Annotated in this window: 21 protein-coding genes, 1 tRNA gene and 2 pseudogenes; 12 read left to right on the top strand and 12 right to left on the bottom strand. The window is 69.7% G+C overall.

The window, feature by feature from the left end; translation table 11 throughout:
• Positions 1 to 11: 11 nt before the first annotated feature.
• The 5 genes from QFZ67_RS31525 to QFZ67_RS31545 form a co-directional block, all read right to left on the bottom strand.
• Complete coding sequence (locus QFZ67_RS31525) at positions 12 to 923, bottom strand: MBL fold metallo-hydrolase (RefSeq protein WP_307664444.1); 912 nt, start codon at positions 921 to 923, stop codon at positions 12 to 14.
• Positions 924 to 1,018: 95 nt separating this feature from the next.
• A complete protein-coding gene (locus QFZ67_RS31530) occupies positions 1,019 to 1,315 on the bottom strand; it encodes a hypothetical protein (protein ID WP_307664445.1) in 297 nt (98 codons plus the stop codon).
• Between the two features lie 70 nt (positions 1,316 to 1,385).
• Positions 1,386 to 1,703: a DUF202 domain-containing protein gene (locus QFZ67_RS31535; RefSeq protein ID WP_307664446.1), complete on the bottom strand. Its 318-nt coding sequence runs from the start codon at positions 1,701 to 1,703 to the stop codon at positions 1,386 to 1,388.
• On the bottom strand, positions 1,700 to 2,098 hold the full coding sequence (locus QFZ67_RS31540) for a YidH family protein (RefSeq protein ID WP_307664447.1): 399 nt from the start codon (positions 2,096 to 2,098) through the stop codon (positions 1,700 to 1,702). Before QFZ67_RS31540 ends, QFZ67_RS31535 begins: the two co-directional genes overlap by 4 nt.
• A gap of 48 nt (positions 2,099 to 2,146) precedes the next feature.
• Positions 2,147 to 2,656 (bottom strand): NUDIX hydrolase, encoded by a 510-nt coding sequence (locus tag QFZ67_RS31545; protein WP_307664448.1) that lies wholly within the window; start codon positions 2,654 to 2,656, stop codon positions 2,147 to 2,149.
• Positions 2,657 to 2,752: 96 nt separating this feature from the next.
• Here QFZ67_RS31545 and QFZ67_RS31550 point away from each other — a divergent pair, with 96 nt between their 5' ends.
• Positions 2,753 to 4,408 carry an FAD-binding dehydrogenase gene (locus QFZ67_RS31550; RefSeq protein ID WP_307664449.1) on the top strand — a complete coding sequence of 552 codons (1,656 nt, stop codon included), beginning with the start codon at positions 2,753 to 2,755 and terminating at the stop codon, positions 4,406 to 4,408.
• A gap of 125 nt (positions 4,409 to 4,533) precedes the next feature.
• Here QFZ67_RS31550 and QFZ67_RS31555 read toward each other — a convergent pair whose 3' ends face one another.
• Positions 4,534 to 4,956, bottom strand: a complete 423-nt coding sequence (locus QFZ67_RS31555) for an ASCH domain-containing protein (RefSeq protein WP_307664450.1) — start codon at positions 4,954 to 4,956, stop codon at positions 4,534 to 4,536.
• 145 nt (positions 4,957 to 5,101) lie between these two features.
• On the opposite strand from QFZ67_RS31555, the gene QFZ67_RS31560 reads away from it, so the two are divergent.
• Positions 5,102 to 5,767 (top strand): molybdopterin-dependent oxidoreductase, encoded by a 666-nt coding sequence (locus QFZ67_RS31560; RefSeq protein WP_307666043.1) that lies wholly within the window; start codon positions 5,102 to 5,104, stop codon positions 5,765 to 5,767.
• Entirely contained in the window at positions 5,709 to 6,371 is a 663-nt protein-coding gene (locus tag QFZ67_RS31565) for a cytochrome b/b6 domain-containing protein (protein ID WP_307664451.1), read from the top strand. Before QFZ67_RS31560 ends, QFZ67_RS31565 begins: the two co-directional genes overlap by 59 nt.
• Positions 6,372 to 6,419: 48 nt before the next feature.
• Here the strand turns inward: QFZ67_RS31565 and QFZ67_RS31570 are convergent, their stop codons facing one another.
• Both QFZ67_RS31570 and QFZ67_RS31575 read right to left on the bottom strand, forming a co-directional pair.
• The gene (locus QFZ67_RS31570) at positions 6,420 to 7,817 is read right to left on the bottom strand and encodes a gluconate:H+ symporter (protein WP_307664452.1); all 1,398 of its coding nucleotides are present in this window, start codon (positions 7,815 to 7,817) and stop codon (positions 6,420 to 6,422) included.
• Positions 7,818 to 7,831: 14 nt separating this feature from the next.
• A complete protein-coding gene (locus QFZ67_RS31575) occupies positions 7,832 to 8,347 on the bottom strand; it encodes a gluconokinase (protein ID WP_307664453.1) in 516 nt (171 codons plus the stop codon).
• Between the two features lie 143 nt (positions 8,348 to 8,490).
• Here QFZ67_RS31575 and QFZ67_RS31580 point away from each other — a divergent pair, with 143 nt between their 5' ends.
• Entirely contained in the window at positions 8,491 to 9,192 is a 702-nt protein-coding gene (locus tag QFZ67_RS31580; RefSeq protein WP_307664454.1) for a FadR/GntR family transcriptional regulator, read from the top strand.
• Positions 9,193 to 9,417: 225 nt separating this feature from the next.
• Complete coding sequence (locus tag QFZ67_RS31585; RefSeq protein ID WP_307664455.1) at positions 9,418 to 10,881, top strand: amino acid permease; 1,464 nt, start codon at positions 9,418 to 9,420, stop codon at positions 10,879 to 10,881.
• Positions 10,882 to 10,895: 14 nt separating this feature from the next.
• On the opposite strand, the gene QFZ67_RS31590 is transcribed toward QFZ67_RS31585, so the two are convergent.
• Both QFZ67_RS31590 and QFZ67_RS31595 read right to left on the bottom strand, forming a co-directional pair.
• A complete protein-coding gene (locus QFZ67_RS31590) occupies positions 10,896 to 11,825 on the bottom strand; it encodes an RluA family pseudouridine synthase (RefSeq protein WP_307664456.1) in 930 nt (309 codons plus the stop codon).
• Positions 11,822 to 12,049 carry a DUF5360 family protein gene (locus QFZ67_RS31595; protein WP_307664457.1) on the bottom strand — a complete coding sequence of 76 codons (228 nt, stop codon included), beginning with the start codon at positions 12,047 to 12,049 and terminating at the stop codon, positions 11,822 to 11,824. The genes QFZ67_RS31590 and QFZ67_RS31595 overlap by 4 nt, the downstream gene beginning before the upstream one ends.
• Positions 12,050 to 12,070: 21 nt before the next feature.
• Here QFZ67_RS31595 and QFZ67_RS31600 point away from each other — a divergent pair, with 21 nt between their 5' ends.
• From QFZ67_RS31600 to QFZ67_RS31610, 3 genes and pseudogenes are all read left to right on the top strand, one after another.
• Positions 12,071 to 12,523, top strand: a complete 453-nt coding sequence (locus QFZ67_RS31600) for an aminotransferase class I/II-fold pyridoxal phosphate-dependent enzyme (RefSeq protein WP_307664458.1) — start codon at positions 12,071 to 12,073, stop codon at positions 12,521 to 12,523.
• Positions 12,519 to 13,094: pseudogene (locus tag QFZ67_RS31605) on the top strand (methionine adenosyltransferase domain-containing protein); the annotation flags it as partial. The gene QFZ67_RS31600 and the pseudogene QFZ67_RS31605, both read left to right, overlap by 5 nt.
• A gap of 1 nt (position 13,095) precedes the next feature.
• Positions 13,096 to 14,041: pseudogene (locus QFZ67_RS31610) on the top strand (carbohydrate kinase family protein).
• Here QFZ67_RS31610 and QFZ67_RS31615 read toward each other — a convergent pair.
• Positions 14,020 to 14,107, bottom strand: a tRNA-Leu gene (locus QFZ67_RS31615). The pseudogene QFZ67_RS31610 and the gene QFZ67_RS31615 overlap by 22 nt on opposite strands.
• Before the next feature lie 185 nt (positions 14,108 to 14,292).
• Between QFZ67_RS31615 and QFZ67_RS31620 the strand changes: the two genes are divergently transcribed.
• The 3 genes from QFZ67_RS31620 to QFZ67_RS31630 all read left to right on the top strand — a co-directional run bounded on the left by QFZ67_RS31620 (position 14,293) and on the right by QFZ67_RS31630 (position 17,193).
• The gene (locus QFZ67_RS31620; RefSeq protein WP_307664459.1) at positions 14,293 to 15,627 is read left to right on the top strand and encodes a M20/M25/M40 family metallo-hydrolase; all 1,335 of its coding nucleotides are present in this window, start codon (positions 14,293 to 14,295) and stop codon (positions 15,625 to 15,627) included.
• Between the two features lie 166 nt (positions 15,628 to 15,793).
• Positions 15,794 to 16,027, top strand: coding sequence for a chaplin (locus QFZ67_RS31625; protein ID WP_307664460.1), 234 nt, complete (start codon positions 15,794 to 15,796; stop codon positions 16,025 to 16,027).
• Positions 16,028 to 16,170: 143 nt separating this feature from the next.
• Complete coding sequence (locus QFZ67_RS31630; protein WP_307664461.1) at positions 16,171 to 17,193, top strand: chaplin; 1,023 nt, start codon at positions 16,171 to 16,173, stop codon at positions 17,191 to 17,193.
• A gap of 119 nt (positions 17,194 to 17,312) precedes the next feature.
• Here the strand turns inward: QFZ67_RS31630 and QFZ67_RS31635 are convergent, their stop codons facing one another.
• Positions 17,313 to 17,501 carry a DUF5703 family protein gene (locus tag QFZ67_RS31635; RefSeq protein WP_005319466.1) on the bottom strand — a complete coding sequence of 63 codons (189 nt, stop codon included), beginning with the start codon at positions 17,499 to 17,501 and terminating at the stop codon, positions 17,313 to 17,315.
• Between the two features lie 47 nt (positions 17,502 to 17,548).
• Between QFZ67_RS31635 and QFZ67_RS31640 the strand changes: the two genes are divergently transcribed.
• A complete protein-coding gene (locus QFZ67_RS31640; RefSeq protein WP_307664462.1) occupies positions 17,549 to 18,211 on the top strand; it encodes a hypothetical protein in 663 nt (220 codons plus the stop codon).
• Positions 18,212 to 18,379: the final 168 nt, after the last annotated feature.

Here is an 18,379-nt window from a genome sequence, read left to right on the forward strand (position 1 = left end):
CGGGGCGGGACTCAGGCGTGGCAGGCCACAGGAACCCCGCCGTTCATCTCGGCCATGTCGCCGAACACGGCGGCGGCGTCCAGCGGCGAGCCCTCCGGCTTCCCGTCCAGCTCCGCGTACGCCCGGTGCAGATTCGCCACCAGTCGTTCGCTCTCCCGCAGTTCGGCGAAGACCCCGAGATCCGCCTCGCGCGCCGTCTCCAGCGGAGTGAGTCCCTTGGCGTGCCCCTGCTGGGCCAGCTCCGCGACGTACCGCAGATAACGCTCCGTGGCGTCGTACGCGGACGGGTCGGTGATCGGGCCGTGGCCGGGCACGACCGTCGTCGCGTCCAGCGAGCGCAGCACGTCCAGCGCCCGCAGCGACCCGCTCAGCGAGCCCATCGGGATGAACGGGGTGCCGCCCTGGAAGATCAGGTCCCCGGTGAAGACCACCCGCTGTCCCGGCAGATGCACGACCGTGTCACCGGGGGTGTGCGCCACGCCGCCGGGGTGGATGAGGCGCACCTCGACGTCCGAGACATGGATGGTGAGCCGGTCGCTGTACGTCATGGTGGGGGCGGCGATCGTGATGTCGCCGAAGTCGGTCTGCGGCCACAGGAGATGGAGCTGGTGCCCGGCCGCGAGCACTTCGCTGCGGCAGGAGTCGTGCCCGATCACCACGGCTTCGGGGAAGACTCCGTTGCCGTAGGTGTGGTCGCCGTGGTGGTGCGTATTGACGACGGTGCGCGGCAGCGGGAAGCCCGCCTCGAGGATCGCTTCACGCAGCGCCCGCGCGCGCCGTTCGGTGGCGGCGGTGTCGACGAGGAGTGTCGATTCCCCGTCGCTGACGAATCCCGCGTTGTTGAGACACCAGCCGCCGTCCGGCTGGACGTAGGCGTGCACTTCTGGCGTGAGCTGGACGGTGTACGGATCTGTCGCGGACAACTGCGCTCCCCCGAGTCAAGGCCGAACCGGTCAGGAGGAGACTGCCACTCGGCCCGGCCCGGGGGAAGTTGGACGAGTCGGCTCACGGGGTCGGCTCAGTGGTCGTCCCAGTGCCCGTCGTGCTCGGCGTGCCGGTGTCCGTCGTGGGCGTAGTCGACGTGGTCCCCGTGCTCCATGGCGGGGTGGCCACAGTGGGGTCCGTGCTCGTGGACGTGCCCGCTGTGCGAGACATGCTCGCCGGGCTCGCACTCGTCCCAGTGGCCGGAGTGCGCCTTGTGGAGATGGCCGTCGTGCGCGTAGTCGACGTGATCGCCGTGCGCGATCTCGGGATGCCCGCAGGTCGGTCCGTGATTGTGCTCGTGCGTGGGGTGTTCTTGGTGGGGAACCGCCATGGTGCTCACCTTTGATGCGATTCACGGCATTTATCGCTGTCCAGGCTAGTCTTCGACGCCCTGCCTGTCGTCACACCACCATCGCGACGGCGAACCCGGCCAGCGCGACCGTACAGGCCACGGCCGCCAGCGCCGTCCGCGCCGACAGCACCTGCGGCGTGGGCCGGGCGCCCAGCGCGTGCACCCGCCGGTGAGCCACCCGCAGAAAGCCCAGCCAGACCAGTGCGCTGAGCGCCACCGCGACGAAACCGGCCGCGCTCAGATCGCCGCCCGCCGCCTGCCGGGCCGCGAGCACGGCCGCCACGGTGTATGTCAGCGTGGTCCTGCGCCACGCCAGCCGGGTCCGCTCGGGCTGGAGCCCCGGATCCCGCTCGGGCACGGCCGTCAACGGCCGCCCTCCCAGCCGAACAGCACGACAACCACCATCGCCACCGCCACGACGGCCACCACGACACTCAGCAGGACCGGGAACCGGGACACGGGCAGATCCTCACCCCGCCGCATGGCGCGCTCGCAGCGCACCCAGTGATTGACGGCCCGCAGCGCGCACAGCACCCCGGCGCCGAGCAGCCCGAGCGCCATCCCCGCCCGCACTCCCCAGGGCAGGTCCGGCAGGAACTGATCGACGGCGAACCCGCCGCCGATGAGCGCGAGCGCCGTACGCAGCCAGGCGAGGAAGGTCCGCTCATTGGCGAGCGAGAACCGGTAGTCGGGGGTCTCGCCCTCCTCACGCACCCGCCGGGGCGCGAACCACAGCCGCAGGCTCTGTCCGAAGTCGCTCACGCGTCGCACCCTACCTGCGGATTTGTCAGCGGCCCCGGTGAGCCCGACTCAACCCGCGCCGTGCGCCCGCAGCCGTTCGTACGCAGCGAGTCCGTCCGGCGTCCACTCCCACTCGGTGAGTCGCCGCTCGAGTTCCTCCGGCGGCAGGAAGTCGTACCAGGCGACCTCCTCGGCCTGTGGGTTCACCGGCAGCTCGCAGCGCACCTCGTACACAGCCGACCACCAGGTCTGATCGCCGCTCTCGTAAAGGAACTTGAACAGCGGTGCGGGCTGGGGGAGTCCGGACACCCCCAGCTCCTCCTCGGCCTCGCGCAGCGCCGCCGCGTCGTAGCTTTCGCCCGCGCCGACGACGCCGCCCACGAACATGTCGTACAGCGAAGGGAAGACCAGCTTCGTCGGCGTACGACGATGGACGAAGATCCGGCCCTGCGCGTCCCTGACCAGGATGAACGCGCAGCGGTGACGCATTCCGCGCGCGTACGCCTCGCCGCGGGGCGCCTGGCCGATCACCTCGTCCTGCTCGTCGACGATGTCCAGGATTTCGTCAGCGGGAGTCATGCTCCAATCCAATCACCGGCGAACGGTTGACGAGTTACTGCCCCGTACAGAAGATCGGTCCCATCGCACTCCGGCCCCCGGACAAGGATGGAACCCATGGCGTACGACGCTGATGTGATCGTGATCGGGGCAGGTCTCGCGGGCCTGGTGGCCACCGCGGAGCTCGTCGACGCCGGGCGCAAGGTCATCCTGCTCGACCAGGAGCCGGAGCAGTCGATCGGCGGTCAGGCGCACTGGTCCTTCGGCGGACTGTTCTTCGTCGACTCGCCCGAGCAGCGCCGGATGCGGATAAAGGACAGCCGGGCACTCGCGTTCCAGGACTGGCTCGGCACGGCGGGCTTCGACCGCGACGAGGACCGGTGGCCGCGCCAATGGGCCGAGGCGTACATCGACTTCGCGTCCGGCGAGAAGCGGTCCTGGCTGCACGCGCAGGGGATGCGGTTCTTCCCGGTCGTCGGCTGGGCCGAGCGTGGCGGCTACGACGCCACCGGCCACGGCAACTCCGTACCGCGTTTCCACATCACCTGGGGGACGGGCCCCGGCGTCGTCGCCCCCTTCGAACGGCGCGTCCGGGAAGGCGTGGCGCACGGCCTCGTCCAGCTGAAGTTCCGCCACCGCGTCACCGGCCTGAGCAGCAACGCCGGCGCGCTGGACACAGTGAGCGGCGAGGTCCTTGAGCCGTCCGACGCCGAGCGAGGCACAGCGAGCAGCCGAGAGGTCGCCGGAGCCTTCGAGTTCCGGGCCCAGGCGGTGATCGTCACCTCGGGCGGCATCGGCGGCAACCACGATCTCGTACGCGCCCAGTGGCCAGACCGGCTCGGCACCCCGCCCGACAAGATGCTCTCCGGCGTCCCCGCACACGTCGACGGGCTGATGCTCGGCATCGCGGAGCGAGCCGGCGCGAGCCACATCAACCGCGACCGGATGTGGCACTACACCGAAGGCATCGAGAACTGGAACCCGATCTGGGCCAGGCACGGCATCCGGATCCTGCCCGGCCCGTCGTCGCTCTGGCTGGACGCGCGCGGCAAGCGGCTGCCCGTCCCGCTCTTCCCCGGCTTCGACACCCTCGGCACGCTCGAGCACATCATGAAGTCCGGCTACGGCTACACCTGGTTCGTGCTCGACCAGAAGATCATCGGCAAGGAGTTCGCGCTGTCGGGCTCCGAGCAGAACCCCGACCTGACGGGCAAGTCGATCCGCGACGTGATCGGGCGCGCCAGGGCGGATGTGCCGGGACCGGTGAAGGCGTTCATGGACAACGGCGTGGACTTCGTCGTCGAGAAAGACCTCGCCGCTCTCGTACGGGGCATGAACGCGCTCACCAAGGAGCCGCTGATCGACGAGGCCGAGCTGCGGCGCGAGATCACCGCGCGGGACCGGGAGATCAAGAACCCGTTCACCAAGGACCTCCAGGTCACGGCCATCCGAGGGGCCCGCAAGTATCTGGGCGACAAGCTCATCCGCACGGCCGCACCGCACCGCATCCTCGACCCCAAGGCCGGACCGCTGATCGCCGTACGGCTGAACATCCTCACCCGCAAGTCGCTCGGCGGCCTGGAGACGGACCTCGCCTCGCGAGTGCTGGCGGAGGGCGGCGAGCCGCTGCCGGGGCTGTACGCGGCGGGCGAGGCGGCGGGTTTCGGCGGCGGGGGTGTGCATGGGTACCGCTCGTTGGAGGGGACGTTCTTGGGGGGCTGCATGTTCTCGGGGCGCGCGGCGGGGCGAGCGGCGGCGAAGGCGGTCGCATAGCCGGGGCGCGGGTGCGGGGCTTGGGGCGGAGCCCCAATTTCAGCCTCGCCGGCGTTTGAGGCGCGGGGTCTGGGGCGGAGCCCCAGTTACGGGAAGGGGAGGGTAGCGGAGAACCACCGCACACCCTAGAACCGCTCCACCACCCGGAACCTCTCCGCCACCACCAGCGTCCCGTCGTCCACCACGAACCCCGGTTCCCCCAGCGCCTCCCGCATCTCATCCCCGTGCCAGAACGCCTCATGCCCCGCGCGCCACTCCGCCACCGACGTGTACCCCTCGCCCTCGTCCAGCGCGTGCTGCAGATCGACCTCCCCGAGCCGCAGCACCCGTACCTCCGTCAGCTCGATCACCGCGACCTCCCGACCGTCCGAGTCGATCAGCGCCGACCGCTCGCCGACCGGCGGCAGCTCCTCCTTCTCCGCCTCGTACTCCGCGAGGAGCCCTGTCGTCGAGACCTTCTGGCCGGACAGCACGGCGGCCACCAACTGGTCGCGCAGCGGCCCGGGGTAGGCGAGCAGATACGGCTTCAGCGGTTCCCGGTTCTCCATGGGGCCAGCGTACGAAGTGTGACGGAAGTCTGACGCGTAGCCGATTTTCCTGGCGTCGAGCAGCCCCGAGTGTTCGAATCGAAGCGTGACCACACACCAACCCGACACCGAGGGCGCCCCCGTCGGGCGCCGCCTGGTGCTCGGCATGCTCGGGCTCGGCGCGGCCGGCGTCGCGGGGGCTCCGTATCTGCAGCGCGGGCTCGAATCCCTCCTCGGCGCGGCCTCCGACAAGGACCCGACCGGGCTGACCGGGCTGCTGCCCAACGGCGGCGGCTTCCGCTACTACTCGGTCGCCTCCTCCGTGCCGCACAAGGACGAGCAGAGCTACCGGCTGACCGTCGACGGGCTGGTCGACCGCCCCGCGACGTACACCCTCGACGCGCTGCGCAAGCTGCCGCAGACCCGTGTCGTACGCGACGTTCAGTGCGTCACCGGCTGGCGCGTCCCCGACACCCCCTTCTCGGGTGTCAGGCTGTCGCTGCTGCTGGACGCCGCCGGCGTACGCCCGCAGGGCAAGGCGATCCGCTTCACCTGCTTCGACGGCGCCTACAGCGAAAGCCTCACGCTCCCGCAGGCGCGCCGCGACGATGTGCTGGTCTGTCTGCAGATGCAGGACAAGCCGGTCAGCCACTCGCACGGCGGCCCGGTCCGGCTGTATGTCGCGCCGATGTACTTCTACAAGTCGGCGAAATGGCTCTCCGGGATCACCGTCACCTCCGACGTCCAGCCCGGCTACTGGGAGGAGCGGGGATATGACGTCGACGCCTGGGTCGGCCGGTCCAACGGCCGCAGCGACACCCCCACCGTCTGAACGGCCCGCGCGCGTACGGCGGTTCAGCCGCGCCGAGCGCTGGGTACACCGCACGACCGCCGGGCTGATGCTGCTGTGTGTGGCGACCGCCGCGGCCCTGTACGTACCGCAGATCGCCGAACTCGTCGGCCGCCGCTATCTGGTGGTCACCCTCCACGAGTGGTCGGGGCTGCTGCTCCCCGTGCCGTTCCTGCTCGGGCTCGGCTCGCGCGCCTTCCGGGCCGATCTGCGCAGACTGAACCGCTTCGGGCGGCACGACCGGACGTGGCTGCGCGCGGCCAGGCGGCGCGACCACCGGCCCGAGTCCCGTCCCGCGGGCAAGTTCAACGCCGGGCAGAAGGTCTACTCGGCGTGGATCGCGGGCGCGGTCCTGGTGATGCTCGCGACCGGGCTGCTGATGTGGTTCACCTCGCTCGCGCCGTTGGTGTGGCGTACGAGCGCGACCTTTGTGCACGACTGGCTGTCGCTCGCCGTCGGCATCGTGCTCTTCGGACACATTGGAATGGCGCTCGCCGACCCGGAGGCACGGAGGGGTATGCGTACCGGGTCGGTCGAGCGCCCGTGGGCGGAGCGGGAGCACCCGCTGTGGCTGAAGGACGAGTAGCTCGGCGAGGAGCACGACGAGTAGCTACATAGCTAAGTAGCTTCTTAGCTACAGGACGAGCGACAGCAGCAGGACGAAGCCGATGCCGACGACCGAGATGATGGTCTCCATCACCGACCAGGTCTTGATCGTCTGGCCGACCGTCATCCCGAAGTACTCCTTCACCAGCCAGAACCCGGCGTCGTTGACATGGCTGAAGAAGAGCGAGCCCGCGCCGATCGCCAGCACCAGCAGGGCCGCGTGCGAGGTCGACATGTCGGCCGCGAGCGGCGCGACAAGTCCGGCTGCGGAGATCGTCGCCACGGTCGCCGAGCCGGTCGCGAGCCGGATGGCCACCGCGATCAGCCAGGCCAGCAGCAGCGTCGGAATCGCCCAGTCCTTGGAGATGTCCAGGATCATCCGGCCCACACCGACGTCGATCAGGGTCGTCTTGAAGCCGCCGCCCGCGCCGACGATCAGCAGGATGCCCGCGATCGGGGCGAGCGACTTCTCGACGGTCGAGGAGATCCGGTCCTTGGTGAAGCCGGCCGCGCGGCCCAGCGTGAACATGCCGACGATCACCGCGGCGAGCATTGCGATGAGTGGGGAGCCGATGACGTCGGTGACGCGCTGGATGCCGCTCTCGGGGTCGTCGACGACGATCTCCACCAGCGCTTTGACCAGCATCAGGACGACGGGCAGCAGCACGGTGGCCACGGTCGCGCCGAAACCGGGACGCCGGTCCAGGTCCTCGGAGGGCCGGGTGGGGATCATCTTCTCGGGCGCCGGGATGTCCACCCAGCGCGCGGCGTACCGCGAGAAGACCGGACCCGCGATGATCACGGTCGGGATGGCGACCAGCACACCCAGCGCCAGCGTGACGCCGAGGTTGGCACCGATGGCGTCGATCGCCACCAGCGGTCCGGGGTGCGGCGGAACCAGCCCGTGCATCACGGAGAGACCGGCCAGCGCCGGGATGCCGATCCGCATCAGGGAGTAGTTGCCGCGCTTGGCGACGAGCAGCACCACCGGGATCAGCAGCACGATGCCGACCTCGAAGAAGAGCGGCAGCCCGATCACCGAGGCGATCAGCACCATCGCCCAGGGCATAGCGCGCCCGCCGGCCTTTGCGAGGATCGTGTCGACGATCTCGTCCGCGCCGCCCGAGTCGGCGAGCAGCTTGCCGAGGATCGCACCGAGCGCGATCAGCACGCCCACACCGGCGACCGTGGCGCCGAGACCCGTGGTGAAGCTGACGATGGTCTTGTCCAGCGGGGCGCCGGCGAACGCGCCGAGCGCCAGTGAGCCAATGGTCAGCGCCAGGAAGGCGTGGACCTTGAACTTGGTGATGAGCAGGACGATGACGGCAATGCCCGCGAGAACGGCTATGCCCAACTGCGCGTTGCCGGCCGAAGTGATCGTTTCGGTGGCGTCCGCTGCCAGCGTCTCGACGCTGAGACTGGTCACGGTGGCTTCCTTAGCTATCGAGCGCTGCCGAGCCGGCGCAGCGCGGCGGCGGCCCGTTCGGTGATTTCTTCGGGGGTGCCGGACACGTCGACGGCGACGCCCGCCTCGTCGCCGCCCAGCGGCTGCAGCGTGGCGAACTGCGAGTCCAGCAGCGCGGCGGGCATGAAGTGGCCCTTGCGCTCCGACATCCGCTGCTCGATGAGCGCGCGGTCGCCGGTGAGGTGGAGGAAGACGGCCTCCGGTGCGGCGGCCCGCAGCCGGTCGCGGTAGCTCCGCTTGAGCGCGGAGCTGGAGACCACTCCGCCGAGGCCCGCCCGCCCGTGCGCCCACTGCCCTATGGCGTCGAGCCATGGCCACCGGTCCGCGTCGTCGAGCGGGATGCCGGCGGACATCTTGGCGATGTTCGCCGGGGGATGGAAATCGTCGCCCTCGGCGTACGGGACGCCCAGTGCGGCGGCGAGCAGGGGACCGATCGTGGTCTTGCCGGTGCCTGCCACGCCCATCACCACAACGACGTGGGGGGTGCTCATTACGTACCTCGCTGTCTTCGCCGACATCGGTGTCGACTTCCGGCCGTCGCGCTACTGAAACCCATTAGGTACGACGTATTCAAGAGGTCGGGATATAAACGTCATACTTTTTGTTCCCGAACCGTGCCCCGTACTCTTGCCCCATGACCACAGAGGGCCAGGGGCTTCATACGCATGTGCTGGACACCCTCGGTCTCGCGATCACCGCGGGCGCGTACCCGCAGGGCAGTGTTCTGCGCACCGACGAGGTGGCACAGCGCTTCGACGTCTCGCGCACCGTCGTCCGCGAAGTGGTCCGTGTCCTCGAGTCGATGCACCTCGTGGAGTCCCGGCGCCGGGTCGGCGTGACCGTGCGTCCCACCGAGGAGTGGAACGTCTACGACCCGCGCGTCATCCGGTGGCGGCTGGCCGGCGCCGACCGCCCGCGCCAGCTGCGCTCCCTCACCGTGCTCCGCTCCGCGATCGAGCCGGTCGCGGCAGGGCTGGCCGCCCGCAACGCCACCCCCGAGCAGTGCGCCGAGCTCACCGAGTGCGCCCTGGGGATGGTCGCCACCTCGCGCGGACACCAGCTCGAGGGATATCTGGAGCACGACATCGCCTTCCACCGCGTGGTGCTCAACGCCTCGGGCAATGAGATGTTCGCGCGCCTCGGCGATGTGGTGGCCGAGGTCCTCGCGGGCCGTACGCACCACCAGGTGATGTTCGACGATCCCGATCCGGCGGCCGTGACCCTGCATGTCCAGGTGGCCGAGGCGGTCCGCGAAGGCGACGCCGCACGGGCCGAGGAGATCACCCGCCAGATCGCCGTCGGGGCGCTCGCGGAGCTGGACGTACTGGCGCCCTGAGAATCCGGCGGGCGCGGAACCCTGAGTGGCGAGTCCCGGCGTGACCTTGGTTTACTGCGCCGTAACCTCTGAAACACCTCAGATCTATCCCTGCGTGACGTTGGCCACTGCCAAAATCGCAGGGTTGCCCTGATTATGTGCCCGTCGGGCCATGCCACGGTGACGACCCCCCACCGGCTTACGGCCGGGACCGACCACCGTCCCCTCACGAAGGCGAACAGCTCCATGACTGACCGCACCACGACTGCGGCCGACACGCTCGCCGCCGGGGCACCGGCGACGAACTCCCCCCACGTGGACGCCGGCGACGCCGGCTACAGCAAGGACCTCAAGTCCCGCCACATCAACATGATCGCGATCGGCGGGGCGATAGGCACCGGCCTGTTCCTCGGCGCCGGTGGCCGGATGGCCGGCGCGGGCCCCTCCCTCGCCATCGCCTACGCCGTCTGCGGCGTCTTCGCGTTCTTCGTCGTACGTGCGCTCGGCGAGCTGGTCCTCTACCGGCCGTCCTCGGGCGCCTTCGTCTCGTACGCGCGTGAGTTCATGGGCGAGAAGGGCGCCTTCGCGGCCGGCTGGCTCTACTTCCTCAACTGGTCGACCACCGCGATCGCCGACATCACCGCGGCCGCCACGTACGCCCACTTCTGGGCGATGTTCAGCGACATCCCGCAGTGGGTCCTCGCGCTGATCGCGCTCGCGGTCGTCCTGACCGCCAACCTCATCTCGGTGAAGTACTTCGGCGAGATGGAGTTCTGGTTCGCGATCATCAAGGTCGCCGCGCTGGTCGCCTTCATGCTCGTCGGCATCTTCCTGGTGGTCACCCAGCACCCGGTCGACGGCCACACCCCCGGCTTCTCGACCATCACCGACAACGGTGGCATCTTCCCGATGGGCATGCTGCCGATGCTGCTGGTGATCCAGGGCGTCGTCTTCGCGTACGCCTCCGTCGAGCTGTGCGGCGTCACGGCGGGCGAGACCCAGAACCCCGAGAAGATCATGCCCAAGGCGATCAACTCGATCATGTGGCGCGTCGGTCTGTTCTACGTCGGCTCCGTGGTGCTGCTCGCGCTGATCCTCCCGTACACGGCGTACTCCGGGGACCAGAGCCCCTTCGTCACGGTCATGGACAAGCTCGGGGTCCCGGGCGCGGCCGGCGTGATGAACCTCGTGGTGCTGACCGCGGCCCTGTCCAGCCTGAACTCCGGGCTGTACTCCACCGGCCGCATCCTGCGCTCCATGGCCCTGTCGGGCTCCGCGCCCAAGTTCACCGGCCGGATGAACAAGGGCCAGGTGCCCTACGGCGGCATCCTGCTGACCGCCGGCTTCGGAGTGCTGGGCGTCGGGCTCAACTACCTCATGCCCGGCCAGGCCTTCGAGATCGTGCTGAACTTCGCCTCGATCGGCATCCTCGGCACCTGGGGCATGATCATGCTCTGTTCGCTGCTGTTCTGGCACCGCTCGCAGGACGGCCGGGTCACACGGCCCTCGTACCGGCTGCCCTGGGCCCCGTACACCCAGATCGTCACGCTGTTCTTCCTCGCCTCCGTGGCGTTCCTGATGTGGTGGGGCGGCGGCGTGGGCCGTACGACCGTGATGTGCCTGCCGCTGATCGCGGCGGCGCTGGTGGGCGGCTGGTTCGTCGTACGCGGCCGGGTGAAAGCCCTCGCGGCGGAGCGCCAGGACGCCTGACACCTTCTTTGCGCCTAAACCGGCGCCGCTTTCAGCCGCAGCCGGCTCTCGAAGCGGTACGGCTCTCCCGTCACCGGATCGGTGAACTCCAGCACTTTCGCGAGGAGTTGAAGAGGACGGGAGTAGTCGTCGGGCCCGGGCTCCTGGACGACCGGATAGACCGGGTCGTTCAGGAGCGGCAGCCCCAGGCTGTTCATATGGACCCGCAGCTGATGGGTTCGGCCGGTGGCCGGCAGCAGCCGGTACCGGCCGAGCCCGGCCCGGTGCCCGAGGAGTTCGATCCGGCTCTCGCTGTTCGGCTCGCCCGGCTCCTCGCGGGCGGCCATCACCCCGCGCTCCTTCACGATCCTGCTGCGTACGGTCACGGGCAGGGCGAGCGCCGGGTCGTACCCCGCCACCGCCTCGTACTCCTTGCGCACCAGCCGGTCGCGGAACAGCGTCTGGTACGCGCCCCGGTCCGTGGGCCGTACGACAAAGAGTGCGAGCCCCGCGGTCAGCCGGTCCAGCCGGTGCGCGGGCTGCAGCTCGGGCAGCTCCAGATCGCGGCGCAACCGGGCCAGCGCAGTCTCGGTGATGTGCCGGCCGCGCGGGGTGGTGGCGAGGAAGTGGGGCTTGTCCGCGATTACCAGACGCTCGTCCCGGTGGACGATCCCGACCTCGAAGGGGACGCGCTCCTCGGGCGCGAAGTCCCGGTGGAACCAGAGATACCGCCCCGCGGTGTACGGCTCGTCGGCGGCGACCGGACCGTCCGCGGAGACGATGCGCCCCTCCCGGAACATGGCGTCGACCTGCTCCGCCCCGATGGCGTCGGCGTACCGCGTGGCGAGATGGTCGTACACCGTCTTCCACATGCCCTCCGGATCGGCGGGCAGCCGCAGCCGCACCGGGTCGATGCCGTCGCGCTGGGGGAGCGGCGCGGGCGGGGCCTTGCGTCTGCGTCTCACCGACGTGACTGTATGCCCACTGCATCGGATGTCTGCGGAACGGGGGCCGGGGCGGCCGCCGTGGAGCCGACGTCGTGCCGGAGCAGCAGCACGACCGCCGGAATGGGGAAGAGCAGCAGGAAGAGATTGGGGATCCACCAGGTCGGCGACCAGTCGCCACGCAGCGCCCAGAAGGCGACGGCCTGGAGTCCTGCGGTGCTGGTGAGCGTCAGAGAGATGAGCATCAGGGGCCGCCAGGCGGGCCGGTGCCGACCGCCGGTGCCCTCGGCGGCGCGGTCGCGGGCAGTGAAGAGGCGATCCACTACCTCAAGCACCACGCCCGCAGCCTGATGTTCAGTGCTTCGATGACCCCGGCCAGCACGGCGGCCGCGCTGACCGCGCTGCGGATCCTGCGCGACGAGCCCGAACTCGTCGACTCCTTACAAGCCAACGCCGACCATGTACGCCGCGGTCTCGCCGCCGCCGGAGTGCAGACCGGGGCGAGCACCACACCGATCATCCCGATACCGACGCCCGGGGGCATGGAGACCCTCTCCACCTGGCACCGGCTCATCGAACGCGGCATCTATGTGAACCCGGTCCTGCCGCCCGCCGCCTCACCTCGGCTGCGTACGAGCTTCATGGCCACCCACACCGTCGACCAACTGGACCGGGTCATCGAGGCGTTCGCGGAAGAGGCCGAGCTGATCAGTCCCTGATGTCCGTTCGTCGGTGGTGGAACACGTCCTGGGTGAACTGGCCGACGAGGGCGTCAAGCTGGAGACCGAGGACTACCGGTTGCTGGTGAACCCGACCGGCCGCTTCGAGATCGGCGGCCCGATGGGCGACGCGGGCCTCACCGGCCGGAAGATCATCGTCGATACGTACGGCGGCATGGCCCGCCACGGCGGTGGCGCATTCTCCGGCAAGGACCCCTCCAAGGTGGACCGTTCGGCCGCGTACGCCATGCGATGGGTCGCCAAGAACGTCGTCGCGGCCGGGCTGGCCCGCCGCTGCGAGGTCCAGGTCGCCTACGCCATCGGCGTCGCCGAACCCGTCGGCCTGTTCGTCGAGACCTTCGAGACGGCAGTGGTCGCCCAGTCCGTCATCGAGAATGCCGTCACCGAGGTCTTCGACCTCCGCCCGGCCGCGATCATCCGCGACCTCGATCTCCTCCGTCCCGTCTACGCGCAGACCGCGGCGTACGGACACTTCGGCCGCGAGCTGCCCGACTTCACCTGGGAACGCACCGACCGGGCGGACGACCTGCGCCGGGCTGCGGGGATCTGACATGCGGATCGCCGTCACCGGCTCCATCGCCACCGACCATCTGATGACCTTCCCCGGCCGCTTCGCGGACCAGCTCCTCGCGGACCAGCTCCAACACGTCTCGCTCTCCTTCCTCGCCGACCGGCTCGAGATCCACCACGGCGGAGGTGGCCGCCAATATCGCCTACGGCCTTGCCATCCTCGGCCACCGCCCGACGCTCGTCGGAGCGGCAGGCACGGACTTCGCCGACTACGGCGCCCGGCTGCGCGCCGCGGGTGTCGACACCGCCTCCGTCCGGATCAGCGAGACCCTGCACACCGCCCGCTTCATCTGCACCACGGACACCGACCAGAACCAGATCGCCACCTTCTACGCCGGCGCCATGGCCGAGGCCGGCGAGATCGACCTCGCGGCTGTGGCCCGGCGCACCGGAGGCCTCGACCTCGTACTCGTGTGCGCCGACGCCCCTGAGGCGATGCTGAAGCACACCGAGACCTGCCGGACCCTTGGCCTCCCGTTCGCGGCAGACCCTTCTCAGCAACTGGCCAGACTGGACCGCCCGCAGACGCGCCGGCTGATGGACGGCGCCCGCTACCTCTTCACCAACGCCTACGAGGCCGCGCTGCTGCGCGAGCGGACGGGATGGAGTAAGCAGCAGGTGCTGGCCCGGGTCGGCACCTGGATCACCACGCTCGGCGAGCAGGGCTGCCGGATCGTGTGTGCCGACGCACCGCCGGTCGACGTGCCCGCCGTGGCGCCGCAGATCATCGTCGACCCGACCGGCGCGGGCGACGCCTTCCGTGCGGGCTTCCTCGCGGGCATCGCGCGCGGGTGGCCGCAGGAGCGGGCGGCCCGCTTCGGCTGCGCGCTGGCCACCCGCGTACTGGAGACGCACGGCACCCAGGGCTACAAAAAAATCCCCACGGGAATCCGTGGGGATCTTGCTGGTGTCCGAGGGGGGACTTGAACCCCCACGCCCGATAAAGGGCACTAGCACCTCAAGCTAGCGCGTCTGCCATTCCGCCACCCGGACCAGGTGTATGTCTCACGGCCGTAGGCCGTTCCGACGTGGAAAACCATAGCAAACATTCGGCTGTGCCCGATCACGGCCCGATCCGTGTGACGGCCGTATGACGGCGGACAGTCGCCCTTGGGGTCCGGGCCCAGCTCGCGGGAGGATGAGCAGGAACCACCAGCAGCGACAGCGGGAGGAACAGCGTGAGCGAGTCGAACAGGGCAGACAAGTCCAAGCCCGTGACGGGCGAGGACGAGGTCGTCGACCTCTGTCGTGAGCTGATCCGGATCGACACGAGCAACTACGGCGACCACTCGGGTCCGGGGGAGCGGGCCGCCGCGGAGTACGTCGCGGAGAAGCTCGCCGAGGTCGGGCTCGAACCGCAGATCTTCGAATCCCACAAGGGACGCGCCTCCACCGTCGCCCGGATCGAGGGGGAGGACCCGTCCAGGCCGGCGCTGCTCATCCATGGGCACACCGACGTCGTACCGGCGAACGCCGACGACTGGACGCACCACCCCTTCTCCGGCGAGATCGCTGACGGCTGCGTGTGGGGCCGGGGCGCCGTCGACATGAAGGACATGGACGCGATGACCCTCGCGGTCGTACGCGACAGGCTGCGCAGCGGCCGAAAGCCCCCTCGCGACATCGTGCTGGCCTTCCTCGCCGACGAGGAGGCCGGCGGTACCTACGGCGCGCGGCATCTGGTCGACAAGCACCCGGATCTCTTCGAGGGCGTCACCGAGGCCATCGGCGAGGTCGGCGGCTTCTCCTTCACCGTCAACGAGAACCTGCGGCTCTATCTCGTCGAGACGGCGCAGAAGGGCATGCACTGGATGCGCCTCACCGTCGACGGCACCGCCGGGCACGGCTCGATGACCAACAACGACAACGCCATCACCGAGCTCTGCGAGGCCGTCGGCCGTCTCGGCCGCCACAAGTGGCCGGTCAGGATGACCAAGACCGTACGGTCCTTCCTGGACGAGCTCTCCGACGCGCTCGGTACGCCGCTCGACCCTGAGGACATGGACGCCACGCTCGCCAAGCTCGGCGGCATCGCGAAGATGATCGGCGCGACCCTGCGCAACTCCGCGGCCCCCACCATGCTCGGCGCCGGCTACAAGGTGAACGTCATCCCCGGGCAGGCGACCGCGCACGTCGACGGGCGCTTCCTGCCCGGGTACGAGGACGAGTTCCTGGCCGACCTCGACCGGCTGCTCGGCCCGCGCGTCAAGCGGGAGGACGTGCACGGCGACAAGGCCCTGGAGACCAGCTTCGACGGTGACCTCGTCGACGCGATGCAGATCGCGCTCAAGGCGGAGGACCCGATCGCCCGGGCCGTCCCGTACATGCTCTCCGGCGGCACCGACGCCAAGTCCTTCGACGACCTGGGCATCCGCTGCTTCGGCTTCGCGCCGCTCAAACTGCCGCCGGAGCTGGACTTCGCGGGAATGTTCCACGGGGTGGACGAGCGAGTGCCGGTCGACGGGCTGAAGTTCGGTGTACGGGTGCTTGACCGATTCCTGGACCGGTGCTGAGCCGCACCGGGTGAAGTGTGCTGAGACGAAACTCCAATAATCGTCAGTGTGTGCGTACTTGACTGAAAAGGGTGAAAGGGGCCGTAGCCTCGTAGCCCCCCTCACTCCTCCTCGTTACAGGTGATGCGGTCCGCGGCTGGGACCGCATTGCCAACAAGGAGGAACAATGATCAAGAAGGTCGTCGCTGCTGCGGCTGCCACTGGCGGTCTGGTGCTCGCGAGTGCGGGCGTTGCCATGGCCGACGCGGGTGCCCAGGGTGCCGCTGTGAACTCCCCCGGTGTGCTCTCCGGCAACGTCATCCAGGCGCCCCTCCACGTGCCGGTGAACGCGTGTGGCAACACGGTCTCCGTGATCGGGCTGCTGAACCCCACCTTCGGCAACACCTGCGAGAACTCGTGATGTTGTGACTCGACCCATAAGGGTTCGGGTTTGAACCCGGGCGGTCCCGGAGTGCGCGCCATGCACTCCGGGACCGCCGGGTATTCCGCCTCCGGGCACGAGTCCGGAGGTTTTCCTGAAGCGTGAAGGCAAGGAACCAACCTATGCGACAGGTCACTCGCAAGGGCCTGATCACCATGGCGGCCGCGGGCGGCGTACTCGCCCTCGGCGGCAGCTATGCGTACGCGGATGCCGGGGCGACCGGAAACGCGTCGAATTCACCGGGCGTCGCGTCCGGGAATTCGGTCCAGCTCCCCGTGCATATCCCCGTCAATGCGTGCGGGAACACCGTGAATGTGGTCGGGCTGCTCAACCCCGCCGGCGGCAACGAATGCGCCAACACGTCCGGATCCGACAATGGCTCGCCGGGCGGCGGAGCTCAGGCGTACGGGGAGACCAGTGACTCTCCCGGCGTCGCCTCCGGCAACAACATCCAGGCACCGGTCCATGTCCCCGTGAACGCCTGCGGGAACACAGTGAATGTGGTCGGGCTGCTCAACCCCGCCGGCGCCAACGAATGCGGCAACACGTCGGACGGCGGCACGCCCGGCACCGGAGCCCAGGCCGGCGGGCAGACCACTGACTCTCCCGGCATCGCCTCCGGCAACAACATCCAGGCACCGGTCCATGTCCCCGTGAACGCCTGCGGGAACGCCGTCACCATCGGCGGCCTCGGCAACGCGGTCTCGGGCAACGACTGCGGTAACGGCACGACGCCCGGGGCCGAGACGCCGCCGGGACCCCCCGTTACGCCGCCTGGCCCTCCGGTTACGCCGCCGGGCACCCCGGTCACGCCGCCCGGTACCCCGGTTACGCCGCCGGGCACCCCGGTCACGCCGCCCGGTACCCCGGTTACGCCGCCCGGCACCCCGGTCACGCCGCCGGTCACGCCGCCGGTCACGCCGGGTCAGCCCGAGACCCCCGCTCAGCCGACTGAGCCCACTACCCCCAGCGCGCCGGAGCCGGTCGCTCCGAACACCCCCGGTGCGCAGACCGGCACCTCGCCCGGGACTACCGACGAGCTCGCGCAGACCGGCTCGGGTCCGCTCGACACGCTGATCCCGGCGGGCGCGGGTCTGCTGCTGGCGGGCGCGGTGCTGTACCGCCGCGGCCGCGCCAGGGCGTAACCGCGCGGTCACCGCTGAACGAGGCTGTGTGACTCGCGGGGCGGTGCTGAGCGGTACGAAAGTGGATAAAACGGAGCGGGTCCCGCAGTCGCGGGGCTCGCTCCGTCCCATTTACTCGGTCACCAGGTGGCGCGCACCTGACGGATGATGCGTCGGCGCAGCCGCACCCTGCGGCTGCCGTCCCGATGCAAACTCAGTCGGTCCAACTCCCAGTGTCCGTACTCGGCATGGTCGGTCAGCAGACGGGTCGCTTCCTTGCGGGAGACCCCGCGCGGTACGTACACGTCGACAAATTCGTATTCCGGCATCGCATCTATTGTGCGGGCAGAGCCCCTGTACGGATAGCGTCTGCACTATGTCTGATGCTGCGCAGCCCACCGCTGCCGAGGTACGTGCCGCCGCCGAGGCGGTCAAAGCCGCACTGGACCGTCACCTCGCGGCGGTCGAGAACCGCACGGGCGAGGACGACCCGGCCGTCTATGCCGCGTTCAACAGCCTTGCCTCGGCGGCGGAGGCGTACGACGAGCGCCTTTATGACCGCTATGACGAGGTGACCCCCTTCGAGATCCCGGGCGCGGACGACTCGCTGCCGCCGTACGCGGGCCCCGAGGAGCCGAACGCGCTCAGCGTGCTGATCCGCCGGGACTACGCGGTGGTCGAGCCGCAGCGGCTGCTCGCACAGGCACAACGCATCGCCGACCTGGACCCCGAGGACGACCGCCCGGAGAATGCCCCGGTGGTCGGCACGAGTGTGCACGCCGCGCTCGGGGTGCTCTTCGGGGAGTACGAGCCGGATGAAATCGCCTCCCGGCACAAGGAGTTCGGCCTGGAGGAGGGCGACTCCACGCTGTGGGTGTCGGCAACGGACGAGATCCCGGAGCCGGGCGAGTGGCTGAGCACGCCGTTCGACCAGGCGGATCCGCAGCGGATCGTGTGCCGCTTCGACGTCAGCTCGGTCTTCGACGAGGACGAGCTGAGCGAGGATCTGGACGACCTCGACGAAGAAGCGGAGTCCTGACAGCACCCGCTCCGTAGCGCAGGCCCCTGTCACGTCCGAGCGACGGGGGCCTGTCGCATGTCGTCACCACGGCGCGCTCGGTCACGGCGCGCTCGGTCACGGCGCGCTCGGTCACGGCGCCCTCGCTCACGGCGCCCTCGGCCACGGCGCCCTCGGCCACGGTGCCCT

Origin of the sequence: Streptomyces sp. V1I1 (assembly GCF_030817355.1) — a bacterium.
Taxonomy (GTDB): Bacteria; Actinomycetota; Actinomycetes; order Streptomycetales; family Streptomycetaceae; genus Streptomyces.